Source organism: Rhodopirellula sp. MGV (assembly GCF_002251265.1).
Lineage (GTDB): Bacteria > Planctomycetota > Planctomycetia > Pirellulales > Pirellulaceae > Stieleria > Stieleria baltica_A.
Genome location: NZ_NPDI01000003.1, coordinates 1 through 22,674, shown reverse-complemented (window position 1 = coordinate 22,674; position 22,674 = coordinate 1). Strand labels below are relative to the sequence as shown.

The 22,674-nt window shown below is 55.2% G+C and carries 18 protein-coding genes; 10 read left to right on the top strand and 8 right to left on the bottom strand.

Annotated features, from left to right (window positions below):
* Positions 1-20: 20 nt before the first annotated feature.
* The gene (locus tag CGZ80_RS01730; RefSeq protein ID WP_094411055.1) at positions 21-1,304 is read left to right on the top strand and encodes an exonuclease SbcCD subunit D; all 1,284 of its coding nucleotides are present in this window, start codon (positions 21-23) and stop codon (positions 1,302-1,304) included.
* A 19-nt stretch (positions 1,305-1,323) separates the two neighbouring features.
* A complete protein-coding gene (locus CGZ80_RS01725) occupies positions 1,324-4,890 on the top strand; it encodes a YhaN family protein (RefSeq protein ID WP_158222505.1) in 3,567 nt (1,188 codons plus the stop codon).
* A 10-nt stretch (positions 4,891-4,900) separates the two neighbouring features.
* On the opposite strand, the gene uvrB is transcribed toward CGZ80_RS01725, so the two are convergent.
* Entirely contained in the window at positions 4,901-7,033 is a 2,133-nt protein-coding gene (gene uvrB, locus CGZ80_RS01720) for an excinuclease ABC subunit UvrB (RefSeq protein ID WP_094411053.1), read from the bottom strand.
* 288 nt (positions 7,034-7,321) lie between these two features.
* Here uvrB and CGZ80_RS01715 point away from each other — a divergent pair, with 288 nt between their 5' ends.
* Positions 7,322-9,508: a pilus assembly protein N-terminal domain-containing protein gene (locus CGZ80_RS01715; protein ID WP_094411052.1), complete on the top strand. Its 2,187-nt coding sequence runs from the start codon at positions 7,322-7,324 to the stop codon at positions 9,506-9,508.
* A gap of 100 nt (positions 9,509-9,608) precedes the next feature.
* On the top strand, positions 9,609-10,856 hold the full coding sequence (locus CGZ80_RS01710) for a hypothetical protein (RefSeq protein ID WP_094411051.1): 1,248 nt from the start codon (positions 9,609-9,611) through the stop codon (positions 10,854-10,856).
* A gap of 83 nt (positions 10,857-10,939) precedes the next feature.
* Here the strand turns inward: CGZ80_RS01710 and CGZ80_RS01705 are convergent, their stop codons facing one another.
* Complete coding sequence (locus CGZ80_RS01705) at positions 10,940-11,353, bottom strand: GYF domain-containing protein (RefSeq protein WP_146043121.1); 414 nt, start codon at positions 11,351-11,353, stop codon at positions 10,940-10,942.
* 379 nt (positions 11,354-11,732) lie between these two features.
* Here CGZ80_RS01705 and nrdR point away from each other — a divergent pair, with 379 nt between their 5' ends.
* Positions 11,733-12,200, top strand: coding sequence for a transcriptional regulator NrdR (gene nrdR, locus CGZ80_RS01700; protein ID WP_094411049.1), 468 nt, complete (start codon positions 11,733-11,735; stop codon positions 12,198-12,200).
* A gap of 137 nt (positions 12,201-12,337) precedes the next feature.
* Here nrdR and CGZ80_RS01695 read toward each other — a convergent pair whose 3' ends face one another.
* The 3 genes from CGZ80_RS01695 to CGZ80_RS01685 all read right to left on the bottom strand — a co-directional run bounded on the left by CGZ80_RS01695 (position 12,338) and on the right by CGZ80_RS01685 (position 14,232).
* Positions 12,338-12,760, bottom strand: coding sequence for a hypothetical protein (locus tag CGZ80_RS01695; protein ID WP_094411048.1), 423 nt, complete (start codon positions 12,758-12,760; stop codon positions 12,338-12,340).
* 251 nt (positions 12,761-13,011) lie between these two features.
* On the bottom strand, positions 13,012-13,446 hold the full coding sequence (locus tag CGZ80_RS01690; protein ID WP_094411047.1) for an RrF2 family transcriptional regulator: 435 nt from the start codon (positions 13,444-13,446) through the stop codon (positions 13,012-13,014).
* Positions 13,447-13,461: 15 nt separating this feature from the next.
* Positions 13,462-14,232 (bottom strand): phosphoadenylyl-sulfate reductase, encoded by a 771-nt coding sequence (locus CGZ80_RS01685; RefSeq protein WP_094411046.1) that lies wholly within the window; start codon positions 14,230-14,232, stop codon positions 13,462-13,464.
* Positions 14,233-14,523: 291 nt separating this feature from the next.
* Here CGZ80_RS01685 and CGZ80_RS01680 point away from each other — a divergent pair, with 291 nt between their 5' ends.
* Entirely contained in the window at positions 14,524-15,801 is a 1,278-nt protein-coding gene (locus CGZ80_RS01680; RefSeq protein WP_094411045.1) for a hypothetical protein, read from the top strand.
* On the opposite strand, the gene CGZ80_RS01675 is transcribed toward CGZ80_RS01680, so the two are convergent.
* Positions 15,798-16,232 carry a PGPGW domain-containing protein gene (locus tag CGZ80_RS01675; protein ID WP_198953604.1) on the bottom strand — a complete coding sequence of 145 codons (435 nt, stop codon included), beginning with the start codon at positions 16,230-16,232 and terminating at the stop codon, positions 15,798-15,800. The genes CGZ80_RS01680 and CGZ80_RS01675 overlap by 4 nt on opposite strands.
* A 57-nt stretch (positions 16,233-16,289) precedes the next feature.
* On the opposite strand from CGZ80_RS01675, the gene CGZ80_RS01670 reads away from it, so the two are divergent.
* Positions 16,290-17,159: a rhomboid family intramembrane serine protease gene (locus CGZ80_RS01670; protein WP_158222504.1), complete on the top strand. Its 870-nt coding sequence runs from the start codon at positions 16,290-16,292 to the stop codon at positions 17,157-17,159.
* Positions 17,160-17,169: 10 nt separating this feature from the next.
* On the opposite strand, the gene CGZ80_RS01665 is transcribed toward CGZ80_RS01670, so the two are convergent.
* Both CGZ80_RS01665 and CGZ80_RS01660 read right to left on the bottom strand, forming a co-directional pair.
* A complete protein-coding gene (locus CGZ80_RS01665) occupies positions 17,170-18,249 on the bottom strand; it encodes a hypothetical protein (RefSeq protein ID WP_094411043.1) in 1,080 nt (359 codons plus the stop codon).
* 29 nt (positions 18,250-18,278) lie between these two features.
* A complete protein-coding gene (locus CGZ80_RS01660) occupies positions 18,279-20,066 on the bottom strand; it encodes a PQQ-binding-like beta-propeller repeat protein (protein WP_094411042.1) in 1,788 nt (595 codons plus the stop codon).
* A 201-nt stretch (positions 20,067-20,267) separates the two neighbouring features.
* Here CGZ80_RS01660 and CGZ80_RS01655 point away from each other — a divergent pair, with 201 nt between their 5' ends.
* From CGZ80_RS01655 to CGZ80_RS01645, 3 genes are all read left to right on the top strand, one after another.
* Positions 20,268-21,164: an AAA family ATPase gene (locus CGZ80_RS01655; protein ID WP_094411110.1), complete on the top strand. Its 897-nt coding sequence runs from the start codon at positions 20,268-20,270 to the stop codon at positions 21,162-21,164.
* A 76-nt stretch (positions 21,165-21,240) separates the two neighbouring features.
* Positions 21,241-22,236 (top strand): Gfo/Idh/MocA family protein, encoded by a 996-nt coding sequence (locus CGZ80_RS01650; protein ID WP_094411041.1) that lies wholly within the window; start codon positions 21,241-21,243, stop codon positions 22,234-22,236.
* 15 nt (positions 22,237-22,251) lie between these two features.
* Positions 22,252-22,674: P-II family nitrogen regulator (locus CGZ80_RS01645; protein ID WP_143543692.1), on the top strand; the 423-nt coding region annotated here is incomplete at its 3' end.

Here is a 22,674-nt window from a genome sequence, read left to right as displayed (position 1 = left end):
TTCTGTCCCACGGCAACGAATTGAAAACTCGAAAGATCCTTCATGCGGCAGACATCCATTTGGACAGTCCGCTGCAAAAACTTGATCGCTACGAAAACGCGCCCGTCGAACAGATTCGTGGTGCCAGTCGTCGCGCGCTTGCCAACATGACGACGCTCGCGATCGATCAAGAAGTCGACTTGGTCGTCATCGCTGGCGATTTGTACGACGGTGATTGGACCGACCAAAATACCGGGCTGGCCTTCGTCGCGCAAGCCGCGCGTTTATCCGACGCAGGCATCCCGTTGCTAGTCATTCGTGGAAATCACGACGCGGCAAACCTAATGACCTCGTCGCTGCCGCTGCCGTCACAGCCTGAAATTGGGCCGATGTTTTTGTCGGAAAAGAAGGCCGAAACGCGGATCCTCGAGGACCTCGGCATCGCGGTGCACGGCCAATCGTTCGCACGTCGATCGGAAAGCGGCAACATGGCTGCGTCTTATCCGGATCCGATCAATGGCATGTTCAATTTGGGCATGTTGCACACCGGATTAGAAGGCAACTCAATGCACGCCAACTACGCACCGTGCACCCCACGTGAATTGACCGATAAAGGCTATCACTATTGGGCACTGGGGCACATTCATCTGCGTGCCAATCACGGTCTGGATGGCGGTCCGCCAATTGTTTTTTCAGGCAACCTGCAAGGGCGGCATATCAACGAAACGGGCGAGAAAGGTTGCTTGATTCTTAATGTCGACGACCGCGACAACTGCGAATTCAGTTTTCATGCGTGTGACGTTTTGCGATGGCACGAATGCGTGATCGATGTGTCCAAGATCAAACATCAAGAAGAGGTTCTGGACCTGTTCGATGTGAGCATTCGGAAAACCTTGGAGTCGGCGGAAGACCGATTGCTGGTCACGCGAGTACGGCTGGTTGGCCAAACGCCATTGGCAACCGAATTGCTACGAAACGAAGTAAAGCTGCGCAGTGATTTGCAAGCCGTCGCGGTCATGGTGGCACGGGAACAGTTGTGGCTGGAAGACTTGCGGGTTCGCGTCCAATTACCAAAGGCAAACACCAATCAAGATCTGGACGGGCCGCTGCAAAGTGTGACCGAAGTGCTCGGAGAGTTGCGGCAGTCGTCCGATGCCGAGAAAACGATCGGCAACGAACTGGATGACTTAATCAAGAAACTGCCCACCGAATTGCGAAACGACGCGATGTTTTCGGCGCTGCCTGTTAATGACCCCGAATGGCTGGCCAACCTTGTCGATTCGGCCGCCGCCGAAGTCCACGCCCGTATTCAAAGTGACCAGTAAGCACAGCCAACCTTCACCCATGATTTTAGAACAACTTGATCTGTTGGCGTTTGGCGGTTTCACAAACCACACGCTGGACCTCTCCGCCGGGCCACGCCGATTCCATGTCGTTTATGGCCCAAATGAATCGGGCAAATCGACGTGTCTGCGCGCGATCACTGCGCTGCTGTATGGTGTTCCGAACCAAACGACCGACAATTACTTGCACGCCAACGCAAAAATGCGAATCGGCGGGACACTTCGTACTGGCGACGAACAGCATTTGGAATTCATCCGTCGCAAAGGCCGCCAAAACACGGTCCTGAAGCCAGATGGAAAAACCGCTCTGGATGACCAAGTGCTATTGCGCGTGTTAGGTGGCGTCGACCAAGCGGCGTTTCATCAACGGTTTGCGCTTTCGCACGAACAACTGATCGAAGGCGGCAAAGCGATCTTGGAATCGCAGGGCGAGCTCGGGGAAATCTTGTTCGCCGCAGGGGCCGGCGTTGGCAAATTACGCGCCATCCTGGCGCAACTTGAATCTGACGAGCGCGAGCTATTCGCAGCGCGTGCGCGGCGAACGATCATCAACGGTGCCCTGTCCGAACTGGACGAAAAACGGACCGAGATGAAAGGTTTGCAAACGTTGCCGGCAAGTTACAACGGGCTTTGTGAATCAATCGAACAGGCCGAACAGCAGGCGTCGCAGATTGGCAGTCAAATCGCGGAAACGCGACAGGAATTATTGTGCAATCAAGCTTACGAAGAAGCTCGCAAGATTGTGCCGCTGTGGCGTCATGCACTTGAGAGACTCGGCGAACTTGCCGCGACCCCAATGCTTGACGATGAATTCACCGCTCGACGCCGCGAAGCGAGTGCCAATCACGACGCGCTCCAGAAAAGTGCAAATGAATTGCAATCGGAGTTGTCCGGCTCAATTGAACGCCAAAAATCGCTGGTCTTGGACCAATCGATTTTGGAACATGCGGACCAAGTCGTCACGCTGTTTCAATCGGCCGCTTCCCGGCAATCAGCGAGTGTCGAACGGAGCGGACTGGTCGGTGTGGTTCAGGATCAACAGCGTCAGCTTCGGCAAACCCTTGCGGAACTGGACGTTGTGGTTGCAGAGGCTGATTTGTTCGATAGCACCTCCGATTCTGCGGTCGACGAAGCAATCGCGGGACTACAGTTCTCCGATTCGGCGCATGCTCGCATCACCGAATTGGCGTCGGAGTCCGAAGTGCTTCGACAACAAGAGCAAGTCGCCAGCGAACAGGTCCAAACGCTTAAACGTGAATTGGACGACGTCACTGAAGAACTTGAACAACTCACGTTGCCCGCCGATCCGCAGTTGTTGGAACAAGTGCTCGGCGAAATCGGGCCGCCGCGTGAATTCTTAAGCAACCGCGATCAGGCAAGAGAGTCTCACGAAAGCCTCCGTCGTGATTGTGAGCAGTTGCTGCAGCAATTGGGGATCGCTCAGAAAACGTTAGAAAGCGTCGCGAGTCTTAACGTCCCGTCGACGAATCAGATCGAGCAGTTCGAACAGTCATTCGGAACGCTTGATCGTACCCTTGACCAGATCAAGACCGAGCAATCGAAGCAAACCAAGCGGCGACAAAAACTCGAATCCGATCTGGCAACGTTACAAACCGAGCATGACTTGCCATCAGAACAGTCGCTTGTGGATGCACGCGAACATCGCGATCAAATGCTCGATCAGTGGATCGCCGCAAGCACTGACGAACAACGCTTGCAAGCTGCCCAGAACACCCGCAAAGGAATTCGTGCGTCAGACCAAATCGTTGATGCACTTCGTTTGCATCAACAAAAAGTCATCAAAGCGGATGCGATCCGCAGTGAACTCGTGCAGCTTCAGGATTCGATGAAGCAATTGGATGTCGAATTAACATCAACACTGGCCGAGCATGCCGAGACGACGAAGGGCTGGGAGTCACTCTGGCAAGACGAAGGGATCGCGCCAGGGACGACCAATGAAATGCGTCAATGGATTGCACGATACCAAAGCTTGGTCGAACGGATCGGATCGCTCGCGCAATCGCAATCACAGCTGGATCGATTCGATGAAAAGCAGTCGCGAATGACTGAACGATTGGGAAATGCGGTCAAGCTGGCTTGGTCGCAACGTAACGTCTCAAGCGGATCAGAGGATGCGAGTCGCCCCGATCTGGGTGACCTTCCGCTCGAATCACTGCATGACCTTGCAACCGGGCTGCGCAGCGAGCTGAATCGGGCACTACTTCGCCATAATCAGTTGCTCGAAAAAAAGAACGAACTGACTTCGACGCTTCCGGCGGCTCAAACGAAACACGAGTTCTGTCGCAATCGACGTCAGGAATGGGACGAAGCATGGAAATTAGCGACGTCGAAGATCATCCGCGAAGAAAACGCGACGCCAGCTGTTATCAACGCAAGAATCAAGCGGATCAACGATCTGTTGCAACTCAAACGCGATCGTGACAGCACGTTGCAGCGCATCCGCACTCTCGATCGAGACCAGCAGACGTATGAACAACAAGTGAATTCGATGTTGGAATTGACGGAGCATCCCCGTCAAGACCGCGACCAAGCAGCCGAGTTGGCCCGTTCGCTTTACGAGCGTTTGCAACAAGCCCAAGCGTCACAGCAGGAGCACAAACGTGTCGCTGAAAGCGTTCATTCGCTGCAAAACAAACTGACGAAGCTCAACGAAAACCTACAGTCCGCGTCAAGCGTGCTCGATCAATTACGCCGCGAAGCTGGTGTCGATACTGTCGACGAGCTGCCGATGGTCGAGAGATCGGCGGCTGAGAAACGTCGCGTGCAACAAGAGTTTGAAAACGCCAAACGCCAGTTGGTCATGTTGGCTGGCAAAACGGATCCCGAGGCATTTGCGACGCACGTCGAATCGCTTGACCAAGGCGAACTAAGTGAAAAACTCGAGTCATTGCAGACTGAACTGAAGCGTCTTTCCACGCAGCGTACCGAAATCGAACAGCAGATCGGCGGGTTGAAGCAAGATCGGCGACGAATCGACGGCAGCGACCGTGCGGCGTCGCTAAACCAAGACGTCCAGATGATTTTGGGACGAATCAGCCACCATGCCGAACGCTGGGCCAAACTGCGGATCGCATCGATGGTAATGCGTCAAGCGATCGACCACTACCGACGCGCCAACGAAAGTCCTGTATTGAAAATCGCCTGCGATGCATTTTCGAAACTGACACTTGGACGATACAGCGGTTTGCGCCCCGAGTATGACGACAAAGACCGTTGGGCGCTCGTCGGAGTGCGGACCGGATCCGATGGCAGCGAGCAAACCGTCCCGGTGGAATTGATGAGTGACGGGACTCGCGATTCCGTGTTTTTGGCGATGCGTTTAGCTTCGATCGAGCACCAGTTGTCGTCGGGGCGAACGTTCCCTGTGATCGTGGACGACTGCTTGATTCAGCTCGATGACGCCCGAGCCGCGGCCGGCCTGAAGCTTTTCTCCGAACTGTCGACCAAGACTCAGGTGTTGATGTTCACACACCACGAGCACGTTCTGGAATTGGCAAACGACGTACTCGATCAAGACGCCTATCATCCACATCGATTGCCAACTTAACCGCGTGTTTCTATCCACGTTTCGGTCTTGGGATTTTGCTTCGCCCCTTCGATTGACCGCGGGGGCTTTTGCGACGTTGATTACGGCCGCTGCCGGAAGAAGGCTTTGAATCGAATTCGACTTCAGAAAGCGGCTTGCCGATATTCTCTTTCAATTGCAAGACGCGGTCACGCAACTGTGCCGCACGCTCAAATTCCAGATCCTCTGCCGCAGCCAACATCTCTTGTTCGAGTGCTTCCACAAACTCGATCGTGATGTACGTCGCGTCCGACTCTTCTCTTGCCGCAGCGGTTGTCTTGCGGCGTTTTGCGGCATCAGATTCAATCCCCGACTTGATTCGCTTGTGAACCGTTTCTGGGGTGATCCCGTGTTCTTCGTTGTACGCTATTTGCAATGCACGTCGACGTTCGGTCTCGTCCATGGCCAATCGCATCGACTCGGTCACCGAATCGGCATACAAGATCACTTTGCTATTTGCGTTCCTTGCGGCGCGTCCGATCGTCTGGATCAAACTGGTTTCGCTACGCAGGAACCCTTCCTTATCGGCGTCAAGGATCGCGACCAGAGAAACTTCGGGAAGGTCCAATCCTTCACGTAGCAAGTTCACCCCGACCAAACAGTCGAAATGTCCTGAACGCAGTTCTTGCAACAAGTCGACTCGTTCGAACGCGTTCAGCTCGCTGTGTAACCAGCGACAGCGAATGTTCTGTTCTTGCAGGTACGTCGACAAGTCTTCAGCCAATCGTTTCGTCAGCGCCGTGACCAAGACACGTTCGTCTCGTTCGGCGCGGATTCGAATTTGACCGACCAGATGGTTCACTTGCCCGCGTGCGGAGACGACTTCGATTTCCGGATCCAGCAACCCAGTCGGGCGGATGATCTGTTCAACCACCTCGCCTCCGGTTCGCTGCAATTCGTAATCGCTGGGCGTTGCACTGACAAAACAGATTTGGCCTGTCCGCGCTTCCCACTCTTCAAATTTCAACGGGCGGTTGTCCAGCGCACTGGGTAAACGAAAACCGTGGTCCACCAAGGTCGTTTTTCGACTTCGGTCGCCAGCGTACATCGCGCGAACCTGCGGTACCGTGACGTGAGACTCGTCGACGAAGGTGACGAAGTCTTCGGGGAAAAAACTATACAGCGTGTCTGGAGTCGCCCCTGGCGGTTTCCCGGACAACGGCCGCGAGTAGTTCTCCACGCCTGGACAGTGCCCCACTTCGGCTAGCATCTCCAAGTCGAATCGAGTTCGCGCCGAAAGCCGCTGGGCCTCGAGCAGCTTGCCTTGCTGTTCGAATTTTTCGAGTTGCATCTTTAGCTCTTCGCGGATGACCGCGAGCGCCCGCTGGATACGATCTTCTGGCATGACGAAGTGCTTTGCCGGATAGACAAACACCTGCGACACCGTTTTGATCGTTTCGCCGGAGACCGGTTTGATAAGCGAGATCTTTTCGATCTGGTCGCCCCACATCTCGATTCGGTAGGCGAATTCCTCGTAGCTGGGCCAAAGTTCAACACTGTCGCCACGGACGCGGAACTTGCCACGCTCGAAAGCCATGTCGTTACGTTCGTAAAGCACATCGACGAGCTTTAGCAGCAAGTGGTCGCGTCGGATCGTTTCACCCACGGTCAACGAAACGACCAATTGCTTGTAGTCGTCCGGTGAACCCAAACCGTAGATGCTGCTGACCGAAGCAACGATCACGACATCGCGGCGACTGACAAGCGAACTGGTCGTGGCCAGCCGCAGACGGTCGATTTCTTCGTTGATCGATGCGTCCTTCTCGATATAGACGTCGCGCTGGGGGATGTACGCTTCTGGCTGATAGTAGTCGTAGTAGCTGACGAAGTAGTGGACTGCGTTTTCAGGAAAGAACTCTTTGAACTCGCTATACAGCTGCGCTGCGAGCGTCTTGTTGTGGCTGAGGACCAGGGCGGGTCGTCCAAGGTTGGCGATCACATTGGCCATCGAGAACGTTTTTCCCGTTCCGGTTGCCCCAAGCAGCACTTGGGCAGATTTTCCCGATTGGAATCCGCGAGTCAGCTTTTCGATCGCTGCCGGCTGATCCCCGGCCGGTTCGAATTGGCTGCTGAGGTGAAATTCGGCCTTGGGATAGGTTTTCTGTTTCTCGCCAGCCGCTGCCATGTTGATTCCTGTGCCACGTTCTCGAATTCGGTCGCTGGATTATCGCGGAAAGCACACCCCAAGGGGAGTGGTCCGATACGGTCACGATTTTTCGGTACAAACGATTTGGTCGCTACAGGCCTTGCGGGCCCGAGAATCGTTAATGTCGCGCCAGATCGAATCCGATACCTAAACCAACGGACTTCAGTGCGCCATCACTGAGGGCTACCGGTGTGCCAAGGGGGGCACATCCGGGCCGAATGACAAACGCTTGTCATTTGACCTTAATCACCGGACCAGGAATGCGGCATGCGTGCAACGAGCACCCAAATCACGACGAAACCAGTACTCATTTCGAACAAGTTCGCGAAACGCGCGTTACTGATGTCGTTCGTCTTGGCCTCGTCTAGCTTCTCAGTGACACCCCAGTTGGCTAGCGCACAGCAGCCCACCCGCGGAACCGCTTCGGTCGCCGGGCAAGGACGCATTGGCGGATTGCAACACCGCTCGACTTTTGTGCAGCCACAGGGATCACGTGTCGTTTCGACGCAACGCCAAGAGGGCCAAGCAACCGACGGGCAAATCCGCTCGAACCCGTTCTTCGCACCCGTTGCGAGACGGAATCCAAATGCACATGTTCAATTGGCCAGCGGCGATGAACCCAACGTGCGTTTGAAACAGGCCGAGACGTCCATCGGATTCCAGTCGATCGACCAAGCACCTGCCAGTCAGCAGGGCAAAGGCAATCCACGCATCAATCCGTTGGTCCAGAATCCCAATCGCGACTGGGACGAAAAGGCATCGACCGCCAACGCTTTCGAAAAGCAAGCTGCTTTGGAATCAACTTCTGCACCGCAACTGCAGCAGGTGCAAACGCCCGTCTACTATCCGCAAAACGAGGCGGCGAAGGGCACCGTCGGGCCAATCATCCCGGTTACCGAAACCCGCGAAAACCAAGCGGTCGTCGAAGAAACGCAGCCGATCTTCTTTACCTTGTCCGACGACAGCGTTGCCAAGGAAGACTTGCCGGAAGCGACTCAAGTTGTCGAAGAAGCCATTCCGCCGAACGAAGAGTCGCTTGCCCCGGAAGAGTCGCTAGACATTGGCGCCCAAGAACTGCCCATCGAATTCGTCATCGAAGAAGCTCCGATGATCGACTTCAGCAAGCTTGAACTGGCGGCAGAATCGAATCCGCCAACGGAAACCGAGTTGGCGGAAGCCCTTTCGGCCGACCTCTCCGAAGTTGACTCGCCGGTCACGCTGGCACCAGTGGTTAGCCTGGCCGCGAAAGTCCCCACCCCTTTGCAGGTGGAGAACAGCCCCAAGAACATCCAGGTCAACCCCAACGTTCCGGCTTCAGAAGTTGCGAAGAACGAAAACGGAACCAGCCCGATTCAGGTCAACACCGCACAGAATGCGACGCCATTGGTTGTCGAAGACTCTGGCCAAACGCCTGTCGTCGTGGCGATGCCACCAAGCGTTATTGAACAATCCTTGTCGGATGACGATTCGGCGGGTGCAGCGGTGTTTGCACTGACCGATGATCCAACGTTCGAGAGCCAGCAGCGTCACGAAAGTGCTTCCCAACAGCACGCCGAACTGCAAGATTCCCAGTTCGAAGCAACGGCGGACGCGTTGGCCGACCTGCCGCCGCTCCCAGAAGTCGAACCGGCTGAGCCCGTCTCGATTCCATCGCCCACAAAGTCCGCGATCGCCAGTGGTACGCCGGCACTTGAAACCGAACACAGTGTTCCGAAGCCTGTATTCGCCGTTCGACCTCCTTCGATCAATACGGTTGCTGAAAACGGAAAGTCTCCGCTGATCGGTTCGCCGGTCGAAGTTGACCCGATGCGATCCATCACACGACCAAACGCCAAGCTGGCTTCGGTGAAACGTCGCAACGACGACCTTGCCGGTGGCTTCGCGATGGCGCAAGCAGGGCCCGTACTGGCACCAGCACCGAATGCCTCGCTATCTGAAGACAACTTGGTATCTGAGGCACAACAACCAACGTCTACGGGACCCGCCATTGCGGTGGCGAAGTCTTCCGACGTGGTACTAAACCTAAAACGTGCACAGGTTCGTGCGATGACGATCGGCGGAACACTGCGAGGTGTCACGATCGCCGACAAAGATGTCTGCCAAGCATTCGCCGCTGGGCCCAACCAATTCAAATTGATCGGCACCGGGCTCGGGTCGACAACGCTGACCGTTTGGGCAGACGTCGCAGCGGGTGAGCCCACTCGGAAACAGACGTTCCGAATCGACGTGATCGACTCGGTGGATGCGAAAGGCGACAAAGTTGCCGAGCACACCAGCCTACTCAACGATTCGATCTGCAAAGCCTTTCCGGCCGCAGAAGTGTTTGTTTCAAAACGCAACGGCAAACTTTATGTCGAAGGTCGATGCTCGTCGGAATCCGACGCGACAAAGATCGTTCGCATGGTTCGCAAAAGCTGTTTGATCCCGGTTGAAGACAATTTGATCGTGCGATAACGACAGACTTTCGAGGCTGTCTTATCAGTGACCGACTAAAAACCCACCCATTGATTTCCAGCGGAAACGTTCCGCCCCGATTTTGTCAACGAGGTTCGACATGAACATCCGTCTGATCCACTCCGTCATGCGGCGCTCTCGCGTTCGAGTGATGACGATCGCTGCCGCAGCCGCCGTGGTTGCTTTCGGCGGCGGAGATGCCTCAGCACAAGGTTCGCCATCCGGAATGCTGACCAGCGCTCAATGGGGACCAGAAACTCAGGTCGTCCAAGCGTCGGCCGTCCAAACCGCCGCCGACCTTGGCTCGCCGCGAATGGCTCCCGGTTCGATTTCACACGCGGTCCAATCGATCGTCGGTGACGCGGCCGATGCGAACTACGGCCAAATCCAGCAAGTCGGATTCGGCTGTCGCTCGTGCAACCAGCCAAGCTGCTATGGCGGGTGCAATTCCTGCGGCAACTTCCCGCTGGCGAACCCTTGCGGCACGCCTTGTGATCCATACTGGTATGTGAACGCCGAAGCCGTCTACGTTCAACGTACCGGGAACGACGGATACAGCTTGATTCGCAACCAAGAACTCGACGACTTTGAACTTCAACTCGCGCCACGCATCACCATCGGCAGCCTGCCGAACTGCGTCAACGGTTATGAGTTCACGTTTACCGGACCGATCGAATCAGATCGCTATCTGGTCGCCGCGGATGCCGCAAACAATCTGAACACGGTCCTTTACGGATCCGATACCGATGCGACGGACGCGATCGATCCGTTTACCGACGCGAGCCTGCAAACACTGTCTTACAACAGTGACTACTGGAGTGCAGAACTGAACCGCACGATGGTTGGCTGGGACGTTGCCAAGGTTCTCTTCGGCGGCAAGTTCATTCGCATCGAAGAAGACTTGATCTACACCAGTGAAAAACAAACGGCGGGATCCTACGCCGACTTGACCAGTCGCCCAGAAAACTCCATTGCCGCCTTGCAAGCGGGACTGGACTTAATGTATCCCGTTCGACCACACCTCTACACAGACTTCCGTGGTCGTGTCGGTGCCTACATCAACTTTGCCGAATCGAACGTACGTTTGAGCAACACCGGAAACAGTTTGATTCACAACGTTCGTGATGACGAAGAGTTCGGCGGGTTCTTTGAACTCGGATTGGGGATGCGTTACCAACTCGGCGAGATCCTGACCATTCGTGCGATGGGCGAGATGTGGTACCTTTCCGACGTCGCGACCGCTACCGGACAAGTCGATTACAGTGTCTCAAGATACTTGGGCACGAAGGTCGAATTTGATGATATCTTCTACCTTGGTGTTTCGGTCGGAGCAGAGCTGAAGTTCTAACCGACTTCGCGGGCTGAGCCGCCCGCGTTTAACGTCACCCAGTAGCCGCTGGCTTCGGACCTGAATTGGAAAGAAGCCCGCGGCTATTTTTGTTTACGCGCGACCTTGTTTCGCAACCAGCTCTGCACACTCCGCTGGCCATCATCAGCACTCGATTGCTTGGCAACCTTTGGGTCACTGGGAATCGCTTTGATCGCTTGCTTGACCTCGCGTGCTTCCTTTGCACCGACGTCATGTAAACAATTCGCACAGGTCACCGGCGGCTGCGAAATCTGCTTTCCGCAAGAAGGACAGTAGTAATTGATTTCCGGACGATAGGCCGCTTCGAACAGTCCGCCGACTTCGCTTGCAGGGAACCAAGCAGAATCGTCTTTGCGCAACATCGTCTCTGGCTTGATCTCGCCTCGTCGGACCAACGCGAGTAATTCGCGCGGTTGCATCGGCCCGACTTCGGATTTGACATTGCCTTCCAATCGTTGCAGAAACCAAAGTGCCACGTGTGTCGCTCGCTCCATTGAATTGGTCAAACAGATGAGATCAGTCGGTGCTGTCGCACACCGCGTGAACAACGATTGCGTGCATTCCGCCTACGGAACGCCTCCACATCGCCTCTCACCGTCCTGGTGGGTGGTCCAGTCTATCACATAAACGATCGAATGGCCCAAATGGGCTCAGCCGAGTTTGACCAATCACGTCCCCGACGAAAAACCCCCTCGCGGTGGCAGCATCACGACGATTCGGATCACCAAAACAGCACCAATCGTTCTGCTGGCCCGTTCACTTGGGCGACAGCGCGGAACATTGGCGGACTTGTATTTTCTTTGTTTTTTTGGACATTGTTAACACAGTTCTCTGCCTCCGGACAAAAGAGTTTCCATGCGCTGCCCATATTGCCACTGCGACGACGATCGCGTCATTGATACCCGGGCCGCCGAAGGGGGCTACATGATCCGACGAAAACGGACCTGCAGTAACTGCGGTCGCCGTTTTGGAACGGTCGAGAAGATCGAACAGCAAACGCTTCGGGTCGTCAAACGTGATAACACCCGTGAACCGCTCGACCGTGAAAAAATTCGTCGTGGGATCGAACGCGCTTGCTCAAAACGGCCTGTCTCCAGCGAACGCATCGAGCAACTCGTGCAGTCGATCGAGTCACATATCTACAACGACTACGAAACAGAGATCCCGGCCAAAGAAGTCGGCGAGATCGTGATGGGGCACTTATCGAAACTCGACGAAGTCGCCTACATCCGTTTTGCTAGCGTCTACCAAGAGTTTCATACCGCAAAAGACTTCATCACCGAAGTCGCACGCTTGACCCAAGGTCCAGTGCCGTCGCGTTAAACGAGCGCCTTGACGTTTAAAACTCTTCGCCGCTGACCTCCCCAAAGCCGGTTCGGCGCACTCCAGGCACCAAACAAAAATGCCCACGTTTCAACAACAGTGGGCATCTCGATCTTTCTCTCTAAATCGCAGTCGCACTATTTCTGTGCGATCTTCGTTTCCGTGACAAAGGGATTGTTCTTAATCGCACCCAACGTCGCTTGGGGAACCGGTTTCGCGTGGCTGATGCAGGGATTGCAGCTGGTGTCGACAGGCTTTTCATAGTCGCTGTAAACAAATTCGCTGCGAAGACGACCGCGGTAGTCATTTCCGGCGGTGACCATCGGTGGTGACGCGAAAGGACTCATGCCGTATGGACGTGCATGGCGTGCACCGTAGTAAACCGGCGGATTGAGTGCGAAGTACGGGGGCGTCGGCATGCTGGAACCGTACTGGGCCCCATAGGGCTGGTAAAATCCAAACGGAACGAAGGGATAGCCGAATGGCGACGCTGCGGACGCCGATTCGACACTGCTGAAAGCGATTGCCAATGCGGCAAACGCAAGCGCGATGCGTTTCATGATGTTCTGGCCTGTTGCAATTGATGTTTGTTTGAGAGTTCCCCCCAACCAACACCTCACGCTAGTTAGCCGTGAAAGCCTTGCAACCGTTACCAGCGTCGAATTTTACGAAAGCCGCAAAAGGTGTGCGGGTTGTGCAGCCTGAACAGCGTCCAAGAGAAAACGCTTTCATTGAAGGAAAACCTTCCGCACGCCACAAGAACACGTGCTATCAACGTCCAGGTCGTAAAATGGGCTCAAATTGAGCACACTCAGATGTAAAACATCGTGCCGTCGTCTGCCGATGCACGCTCGACGATCTCGGCAAGTGTGATGCCGCCCAAGACTCGCCGCCAGGCATCGCTAGCGCGATCCCAAGTGCCCTGCAATTCGCGCTCGAGCAACGTTTTTTGGTCGGGACCGTTCTCTTTGCCACAGCTTGTTTCGGCACAGCCAATTGCGTCTGCGATTTCCAGCAACGTCAATTCAGCCGGGTCCGCAATCAAGCGGTATCCACCCTGGCTGCCACGGATGCTTTGCACCCAACCGGCGCTACGGAGTGCTTGCAGAATCTGCACCAAAAAGGGCCCGGGAATGTCATGCTTTGCCGTGATTTCACGGACAGCAACGGGCGCGACGTTCGATTGACAGCGGGCCAGTTCGGCGAGCGCGATCGAAGCGTAGTGCACACGGGCGGACACGAGCATCGCTGATCTCCGGTGCTAATTGTGTAGACCGCACTCGGTCTTCTGAAATCCGCTCCATCGGCCCGCACGTTCGTCTTCGCCAAGCTGTGTCGCTCGGGTACATGGCCAGCACCCCACACTAGGATATCCCTGGTCGTGCAAGGCGTTGTACGGGATGTCGTTGTCCATGATCAACTTCCACACATCGCTTTTTGACCAATTGGCGAGCGGGCTGACTTTGACCAACTGGAATTTCTTGTCCCAACCAACGATCGGGGCCTTTGCGCGGTCCGGGCTCTGATCGCGTCGAATCGCGCTCGCCCAGGCATGCAGACCTTTCGCTGATTCTCGAAGCACCGTCAATTTGCGATCGTTGCAGCAGCGATTAGGTTCCGTCTTATAGACCGGACCGCCGTTGGCCGCCTCGTACTCGGCGACGGTCGTGCTGGGATACTTGAACTCGACCTCAATTCCATAGCGTTCTTTGACACGCTCTCGCAGTTCCAGGGTTTCCTTGAACTGATAGCCGGTCTCCAAATTGAAAATCGGAGTCTCCGGCGCGATCTCACTCAACATGTGAATGATCGTCATGCCCTCGGGACCAAACGCCGTCGCCATCGAAAAACGCGGTGCGAAACGCTCGACCGCAAAACGCAGAATCTCCTGTGGAGTCGCGGTTTCAAGCCGAGCACTATGCTCCGCCAATTCTGCCAACAGCTCATCGGTAGGGTGCAGCGGTGGATCCGCTGCCAACGCCCCCTGGGGCCCGTCGTCTTGCGGTTCGCCAGGTTCAAGCACCGGCAACATCGTAATTCGTCCTGATTAAATCGTGGTCTGGCTAGGTCAACGGCCGGAAAAAGACTGCTTCTCCGACCGCCGCGCGAGGAATAATACAAACCTGATCGAGTTAGTCAAGTTTGATATCGACTGGGATTCTGGATGACGTGAGCCGATTCTTCGTTTCAGGCTACAATTGAGTGACCGGGCGCGGCGTGAAATCGAGCGTTCGCTGACACCAGGCCTACTTTTGTCACAGCCTGCTGACGTCATGTTCGGCACGACTCCGGGACCACTCCTTTTCTTCGCATTGGATTTCTGATGGCTTATTCCTTCGATCGCCGCCAAAAGACAGCCAGCAGAAAAATCACCGGGCGGCTGGTCGCATCTTTGCTGGGGCTGACTTCTATGGTTGCCGGGCCGAGTATTGCCTCGGTTCACGCGGACACCGTCGAGCTATTAGGCGGAGCGACGATCGACGGCAAAATCTTACGTGAAGGCGAAGATGGTCGACGACCGGTTATCGTCGAGATCGATCCGGACCTCAAAGTCGCCGTGCCGCGGGTGCGTGTTCGCAAGACGATCCAAGAAGACGACGAAGAATTGCAGTGGTACCGCGCCGAGCTGGCCAAGCTTCCAAACGACGCGGAAGCACATTACGAGTTCGCGCGTCAGTGCAAAGCGCATCATTTGAGCGCTCAATGCGATTATCACTTTCGCCGCGCCGTCGAGTTGGACCCGAATCACAGCAAGGCGCGAGCGGCTTTGCAGTATGTCAAAGACGGAAACGAATGGGTTCGCTTCGAAGACCTCCAGCGTCAACGCGGTCTGATCGAAACCTCCAAGGGCTGGCAAGTCCCAGAAGTTTATCTACGTCTGGAAGCACAAGACGAGGCCCGCAGCGAAACAAACCGCTGGAAAACGGAACTGACAAAACTACGGACCGCGATCCTTCGCAACAACAAACGTTCGCCTGAAGCTCTGGAAACACTCAAAGCAATCGACGACCCGCTAGCCACGACTGCTTTCGCCGAAGCCTTGAAAGACTCGCGTGGTTCCTCCGCCGATTCTCCGGCCTTGCGTAGGATTTACTTGGACAAACTCGCAGCGTTCAAGAACATGGGCGCCGTTGCGGCATTGGTTGAATGCGGCATGTTCGAACCCGACAGTGTCCTTCGCGGCGAAGCGTTGCATCACTTACAAAGCTACGGCGCGTCGTCTGCGGTCGCGACATACTTACAAGTCCTCCGCAATCCGAAAACAAAACCCGCCGACATCACCGCCGCGCTGCGAGCGCTGATGTATTTTCCCGACCCTGAGCTATGGGAAGACTATGTCAACGCATTGACGACGGAATATCGAACCATCGCGCCGCCAGGACCATCGATGCAAGTCGGACGCAGCAGCACCGGTGGGATGGGAATGAATATGGGTGGCAAGCCGCAAGAAAAAATCGAGTACCAGCAAAATGCCGATGCGCTCGCACTGTTAAAAGAAATCGCGCCGGAAGCGGATTACCGTTACGACGAAGCCATGTGGCGAACGTTCTTCGCTAACAAGTTGATGGGCGACGTCAGTGACCTGCGGCGAGATCCTTAGCGGACTTGCAGTGGGATTCGGCCTGCACGCCTTCGCATCCAATTAGCCGAACGCAAAATCGCTGGCCGTCGGACCAACCATCGTTCGAATCGCCGTTTTCCTGGAAAATCCATCAACAGGATGCCAGCCGCCATGGTCAATAACCCCTGACCGGGCAAAACCAGCATTGCGATTCCCAAGATCAGCAAGATCACGCCGAAAATATTTTTGGCGACCTTCACGATCCACCGAAAGATCGGATACCGCCACTGGGTATAGCTTGCGGAAGCCCGTGGCCGAATGAAGTAATCCGGCGGCATTCGGATGACGAGCCACGGCACAATCAACATGCCACCTAGAAAGACGACGAACGAGCCAAACACGACCCACCCCGCAAAGTCGGCGTGATCGCTTAAGGTCTGTGTGAGTTCCGTCGGCAATATTGAATTCAAGGTTGGTCAACCATGTTGGATGATTCGGATCCGGCGTTAAAACGAGGGAACGCGACGATGACGACTCCAGTATTCAGCGCTGGCGACTTTAAGCAAATCAAAGAACACCGACTGGTACTTGCCGCAGCGGGCATCCCGACGCAAACGATTCAGAAGAACGGCGGATGGCAATTGCTCGTTCGCCCCGACGACAGCGAACACGCGATCGAGGAACTTCAAGATTACCGCTCCGAGAACCAATCTCGCACTGTCGAAACACCTCATCTAGGGATCGTTCCGGGTGCGGCTTGGGGCTCGCTTGTGTACTGTTTTGTGATCGGATCGATCAGCACTCTGGCCGCTTCGTGGGGATACGGCGTCAACCTTAGCGAGATCGGTACATCCGTTGCCGCAAACGTTACTTCCGGCGAATGGTATCGATGTGTGACCGCACTCACGTTGCACCTCGACATCGGACACCTCGCGTCAAACTTGCTCTTTGGAAGCTTCTTCGGTTTTCTACTTGGCCAGTCCTTCGGTGGCGGACTTGCATGGATTCTGATCGTGATCGCGGGGTTCCTCGGTAATCTGATGAACGCCTACTTCCAAGGCGCCGGCCACCAATCCATCGGCGCGTCGACCGCGGTTTTCGGTGCGTTGGGCATCATGGTTGCCGAAGCCTTTCAAACCTTCAGTCGCCAAAATCGTTACCGCAAATGGACACCAATTTTGGGTGGAATCATGCTGCTGTCATTCCTGGGCGTCGGTGGCGAGCGCACCGACGTGATGGCACATGTGTTTGGATTTGTTGCTGGGATAGCGATCGGTTTTATCGCAACCAAGATTTCGCATCAACGAAGAATGAATTTGGCGTTTCAATGGGCCGGTGGAGTCGCCGCTCTATTGGTTGTCTGTCTCGCATGGACACTGGCACTCCGCTCGCTATGAACTTCGTTTGTCACGCTCGCCCGATCGCTTCGACGGACCGATGCGACGACCTTCGCCAGATAAAACCGTCCAGGACATAGTGAGTGATCTGGGGAACTGCCAACAGCGGAACGATCAACATGTCCAATGATTCCGCTGACCAGGATCCCCCAAACAGCCAATCTCGCTCGTGCCAGACTCCACGGTCCCAAAGCAACTCTTCGGCATAGGCCAGCACCCACAACAAGCCAAGAAAACGCGACAGACGAAAGATGGCTCGGCTTGAATTGCCAGACTTCGAATTCGATTCTTGATTAGTTTGCTGATACCAATAAACCAGCACCAGGTAGGGGATTCCGTGGATGATCACGTTGGTCACCGTAAAGGCATAGTCGGAATTGAACCAGACAATTCCGACGTACCAGCACAGCGCTGTTGTCGCTACGACCAGATCCTTACCAGGATTCCAACGCCCCGACAGGATTCCTCGGTAGATCGAGCGTGCCGAATAGGCCAACAAGCTGGACCAATACACCGGCGCCAACCACGCCGACCAATCCCTATTCAAACTGGCAAAGTCATCTTCTTGGAACCACCAAAATCCGCGAGGAAGGTGACAGTGCCAGTACACCAACGGATAGATCGTCGCTAGGTAGATCGCCATGCTGTCGATCCACTTACCAGCCCGTGATCGCTCATTCGCTTTGCGACGATAGAGAGCGACCCAGCCGTATTGTTGACGGATAAAGTGAAAGACGGCGAGGTAGGCAAGGCATCGCCAAAACAACGTGGCACTTTCGCTATAGACTGCCCAACTAACCGCAAAAGCCAGGATCGGAGTGAGCCCGTATAACCAGGGCCGCCGTCGCAGTTCTGTCTGATCAAAGTAGACTCGGAATCCGGTCGCATAAACGTGTGCGACGTCGATCAACAAGATTGCGATGACCCAAGTCCATTCGGGCGTGTCACTGTGCAACACCCCCAGCATGCCACCGATCGCTAGGAACACGATCGCCAACAGACAGCTTCCGCCAAAGGTTGCCAAGTCAGCCCATGGGCCAAACAGCCAAGGTAGCTTGCTCGGTCGATCGTCAGCGATCGCACTCGTCATTTCAATTTCTGCGTAAGGCGTCTGCTTTGCTATTCTCTGGCGGCTTCTTCCGCAACATCCGTATCGATAGGCTCGGTCGTGTTGCTCACCCCGTTCAATGGTTCTTCCGTTTTCGAATCGGCGTTCTCGTTTAGAAATTCGAAAGACTGATCAAGGACTTCCTGAGGGATCATGTTGATCGCTGGCATCTCGAAGCAAATCGCTTGTCGATCGTTCCGCACCAAGACAAATCGGCCGGCGACTGTCGGAATGTTCCATGTCTTTGAATCCAACGCATCCAAACGCAGTAATTCCATGTATTGGTCTTTGTTCGCACTGACAAAGACCACATCGCCCTGTTCGTCTTGGACAACCAATACGTCCCCGACCAAAACACATTGGCCTTCACCACAACGGCTTCCACGGGGCTGTGTCCAATCGGCCTTGGGCTTTTCCAAATCCACCGCTTGCAAAGAACCGTTGTTGATTCCGAAGCCGGTTTGATCTTGAACGCAGGTGTGATTGAATTTCGTTTTCAAGACGCGATTCGATCGCCAAACATCCTCCGTCGACCAGCCTCCGTCGTCGTGTTTGATTTGCACCAGGGCGCTGCCTCCGCCGTACCCTTTGCCAACCAAGACGCGATCTCGTTCGACATACACCGCCGCCGCGCAAGTTGCACCCGTATTTGTCGATCCTGGCCAGTCAAATTCCCATAACACTTCTCCGCCAGCAAGCGAGTGACCGGTCACCGTTTTTTCGTTAACTGAAACGATTTGCTGGACACCGTCGAACGTCATCAACATCGGTGACGCATAGCTCAACTGGTCTTCACCGGCCTTCCAGACAACCTCGCCCGTCGCTACATCGAGCGCGATCAGCGACGCGGACTTTTCACCATCGATCGGACCGCCTAACGGTACCACGCACTGATCATTGACAATCAACGGCGACGGTGCGTAACCCCATGGCGCGGCTATTTCGAACGCCACTTGATCCCAACCCGCCATCGCAAACAGGTCTTGTTTCCAAATCACATCACCATTGCCGAAGTCGACACACAAGAGTTTTCCCGTCGGCGTGGAGGCATAAACACGACCATCGACGATTGTCGGAGTGGAGCGTGGCCCCGTCCCGCCCAACGCGTTGTAATGAGACCCATCGTTTTGCACCATCCAGACCAAGTCGCCATCGGCCAATCGATAACATGTCAAGCATTCTTTTTCGTCACGCTGTTCAAGTGTGACCGCGTATTCCCCGGAGACCGCGAAAGACGACCAGCCTTGGCCGATGCCATGTGACCAAACTGTTTTTACTTCTTGGGGGTCAGACGGGATGTCGAAAACACGTTCCCCATAGACGCCGTTACGATTCGGCCCCAGGAACTGTGGAGATTCGAACGCGAGGTGCAAGTCGTCGGTCGGCATACCTTCTGGATCCGCTTGCTCGGTGGTTTCTAGGGTTTCTAATTCGAAATCGCTGGAATTACCAAACCGATAACTGAACTGTGGAACCATCGTTCCGCTGAAACCTTCGAAGCGATAGCAGATTCCCAAGCCGACCAGCACGACAAGGATCAATGCCGGCAGTCGCAGTCGATGGCCTCCGCCCCATTCCGCTCGGTAGATCGTGATCAGCAGGAACAGCGTGGGCAACGCGATTGCGGCCAAACTGATCAGGTTGGCGTTCTGGTGGTCAAAGTCCGGCGCAAAGTACTGTGCCGTGACCGCAATCAAAAATCCGGCCGCCACCAGTCCGCCGGATATCCGCAGGCCTTTCATGGATTGTCGTGATTCGTTCTCCGCTTTCTTCTGAGAACGACGTTTATTGTTTGGCATCGATGGAAACCGGTGTTTCGTACAAAAAGTGCAGTTCCGCGGAGGGGTAACAGCTCGTCGAGAATGCTGTCAGACGTTGGGTTCCGCCCTCACGGGACCGTAGGCTAACATGTCAGACTGTTCATTCGTCCTTTCATTCCCAATCTTGTTTTACAAACGATGGAGCAAGCTTACGAGACCGCACGCCGCCTCCGTGAAAACATGGAATCGGTGATGCTGGGGAAAAGTGAAGCGATTCGCTCGATCGTCTTAACTCTGCTGGCCGGAGAGCACCTCTTACTTGAGGATGTCCCTGGTGTAGGGAAAACGCTCGCCGCAAAAGCGTTGGCTGGCAGCATTGATACCGATTTTAACCGGATCCAATTCACACCCGATTTGTTGCCAAGCGACATCACGGGAAGTTCGATTTACCGCAGCGACGAAAAAAAGTTCCAATTCACCCCGGGACCAATTTTTGCCAATGTGGTGCTGGCCGACGAAATCAACCGCGCCCCGCCACGGACGCAATCAGCGTTGCTAGAAGCGATGAGTGATGGCCAGGTCAGCGTGGACGGCAAAACCTACGAGTTGCCAAAACCGTTCATCGTTGTTGCCACACAAAACCCCTACGAATTCGAAGGGACCTACGTGCTGCCGGAAAGCCAGATGGACCGATTCTTGATGCGGACCAGCATTGGTTATCCGGAACCAGAAAGCGAACGTAAAGTGTTGCAATCACACCGCGATGGCGAACCGGTCGACTCGATCAAGAACGTGGTCGGTACCGACGATATCTTGCAAGCTCAAGCTGCCGTTCGACGTGTCCGCTTCGATGAATCGCTCGAGGACTATCTACTGCAAATCGTTCATGCGACACGCACCAGTGGCGACTTTCGATTGGGCGTCAGCACGCGAGCGGCACTCAGTTTTTATAGAGGCTGCCAAGCCCGGGCGATCACCGAAAACCGTGACTATGTCATCCCCGACGATATCAAATCGCTTGCCACCAGCGTCTTGTCCCACCGCGTCTTGGTCGACGACTTCGCCAGCCAATCGTCTCGCCAAGTCGTCGAAGACCTGATCACGCGATTGTTGCAGTCGATCCCGGTCCCGGTCTGATTGACGTCTCTCGTCGAAGTCATCATTCCACTCCCAAGCACTCACATTCCCGCTCCTCGGACGCTCGTCAACTCGCATGACTCGATTCGGAATCATCGGTACCGGCCGTATCACACGTCGACTGGTCGCCGATTTACAATCCACCGATACCGTAACCGTCACCGCGATTGCCAGTCGCCAAAAAGAGCGTGCTGATTGGTTTGCTTCGCAATATGGAATCGCTGCCGCCGTCGAAGGCTACGAGCAACTCTTGCAACGCGACGATGTGGATGCGGTTTATGTGTCGCTGCCGCCGTCACTTCACGCACAGTGGTGCATTGCGGCCGCCCGCGCCAAGAAAACAATTCTTTGCGAAAAGCCCTTGGCCATAAGCGGCGACGAAGCCGAGCAGATCGCTCGTGTTTGCGCCGAAGAAGGCGTCCGTTGGTTGGACGCCACCGCGTACTTTCATCATCGCCGGACGGTCGAGATGCGAGACATTGTGCGCCGTGGTGAACTCGGCCAACTCGGGCACATCTCCGCGGCCGTTTCATTCTACCGACCGTTCCAAGCGGGTGAGCACCGGCTGGACAAGTCACTCGGCGGAGGGTGCCTGCTGGATCTCGGTTGGTATGCCGTCAGCCTCGCCTGCATCATGGCCCAGTCCGCGCCGACACGCGTTTTCGCCGATCATACCGTCACCGAAAACGACGTGCCAATTCGTACCGTCGGAACGCTATGGTTCGCTGATAACATCACCGCCAGCCTTTCGGTTGGCTACGACACAGCCACACGAAAATGGTTCGAAGTCGCCGGCTCGGAAGCCTCATTGATCTGCGACGACTTCACACGCCCCTGGTTGGAGCGACCGACGCGGTTCTGGATCCACGACGCCAAAGGAAGCGTGACCGCGAACGAAATTGCGGATCGACAAGAACCACGAATGATCGAAACACTCATCGGTGACCAACCGCTGGACGAATACAACCAGCTTTCCGTGACAACCCAACGAGTTCTAGAACAACTCGATCGCTCGGCAAACAGCGGACAACCGGTTATGATGAGCGAAACGGATACGACCTTTTCCCCTTAACGCTTTCGATCAAACATGCGTGTCGTCGTCGCCATCATTCAACCGACTAAGTTGTCCAGCGTTCGTGACGCACTTCGCGAGCTGAACGTCGAAGACTTGACGATTTGTGACGCGATGGGATACGGTCGCCAACGCGGTCAAACGGCTCTCTTTCGCGGAAACGAATACAAAGTCGACTTGTTGCGAAAAGTCGTGATCGAAATCATGGTCAGCGAAGATCAACTCGAAGAAGTCATCGATGCCATTTCACGCAAGGCGTTGACCGGTTCGGCTGGCCAAATTGGCGACGGCAAAATCTTCGTCCTACCAGTCGCCCACGTCATCGTTGCCGCACCCAGGGCCATGTCGACTTCTTCGGTGGTCCACACCTTTTCGCGATCTATCCACACGTCCTTTGTTTTGACGTGCAAAGGCTGTTTGTCGGTGAGGTCACCGGCG

Excerpts from the sequence above, each read along its gene's own strand:
- CGZ80_RS01665 (WP_094411043.1), bottom strand. The coding sequence starts at position 18,249 with ATGACGAGTGCGATCGCTGACGATCGACCGAGCAAGCTACCTTGGCTG.
- CGZ80_RS01715 (WP_094411052.1), top strand. The coding sequence starts at position 7,322 with ATGCGTGCAACGAGCACCCAAATCACGACGAAACCAGTACTCATTTCG.
- uvrB (WP_094411053.1), bottom strand. The coding sequence starts at position 7,033 with ATGGCAGCGGCTGGCGAGAAACAGAAAACCTATCCCAAGGCCGAATTT.
- nrdR (WP_094411049.1), top strand. The coding sequence starts at position 11,733 with ATGCGCTGCCCATATTGCCACTGCGACGACGATCGCGTCATTGATACC.
- CGZ80_RS01695 (WP_094411048.1), bottom strand. The coding sequence starts at position 12,760 with ATGAAACGCATCGCGCTTGCGTTTGCCGCATTGGCAATCGCTTTCAGC.
- CGZ80_RS01660 (WP_094411042.1), bottom strand. The coding sequence starts at position 20,066 with ATGCCAAACAATAAACGTCGTTCTCAGAAGAAAGCGGAGAACGAATCA.
- CGZ80_RS01710 (WP_094411051.1), top strand. The coding sequence starts at position 9,609 with ATGAACATCCGTCTGATCCACTCCGTCATGCGGCGCTCTCGCGTTCGA.
- CGZ80_RS01725 (WP_158222505.1), top strand. The coding sequence starts at position 1,324 with ATGATTTTAGAACAACTTGATCTGTTGGCGTTTGGCGGTTTCACAAAC.
- CGZ80_RS01685 (WP_094411046.1), bottom strand. The coding sequence starts at position 14,232 with ATGTTGCCGGTGCTTGAACCTGGCGAACCGCAAGACGACGGGCCCCAG.
- CGZ80_RS01680 (WP_094411045.1), top strand. The coding sequence starts at position 14,524 with ATGGCTTATTCCTTCGATCGCCGCCAAAAGACAGCCAGCAGAAAAATC.
- CGZ80_RS01650 (WP_094411041.1), top strand. The coding sequence starts at position 21,241 with ATGACTCGATTCGGAATCATCGGTACCGGCCGTATCACACGTCGACTG.
- CGZ80_RS01670 (WP_158222504.1), top strand. The coding sequence starts at position 16,290 with ATGACGACTCCAGTATTCAGCGCTGGCGACTTTAAGCAAATCAAAGAA.
- CGZ80_RS01690 (WP_094411047.1), bottom strand. The coding sequence starts at position 13,446 with ATGCTCGTGTCCGCCCGTGTGCACTACGCTTCGATCGCGCTCGCCGAA.
- CGZ80_RS01655 (WP_094411110.1), top strand. The coding sequence starts at position 20,268 with ATGGAATCGGTGATGCTGGGGAAAAGTGAAGCGATTCGCTCGATCGTC.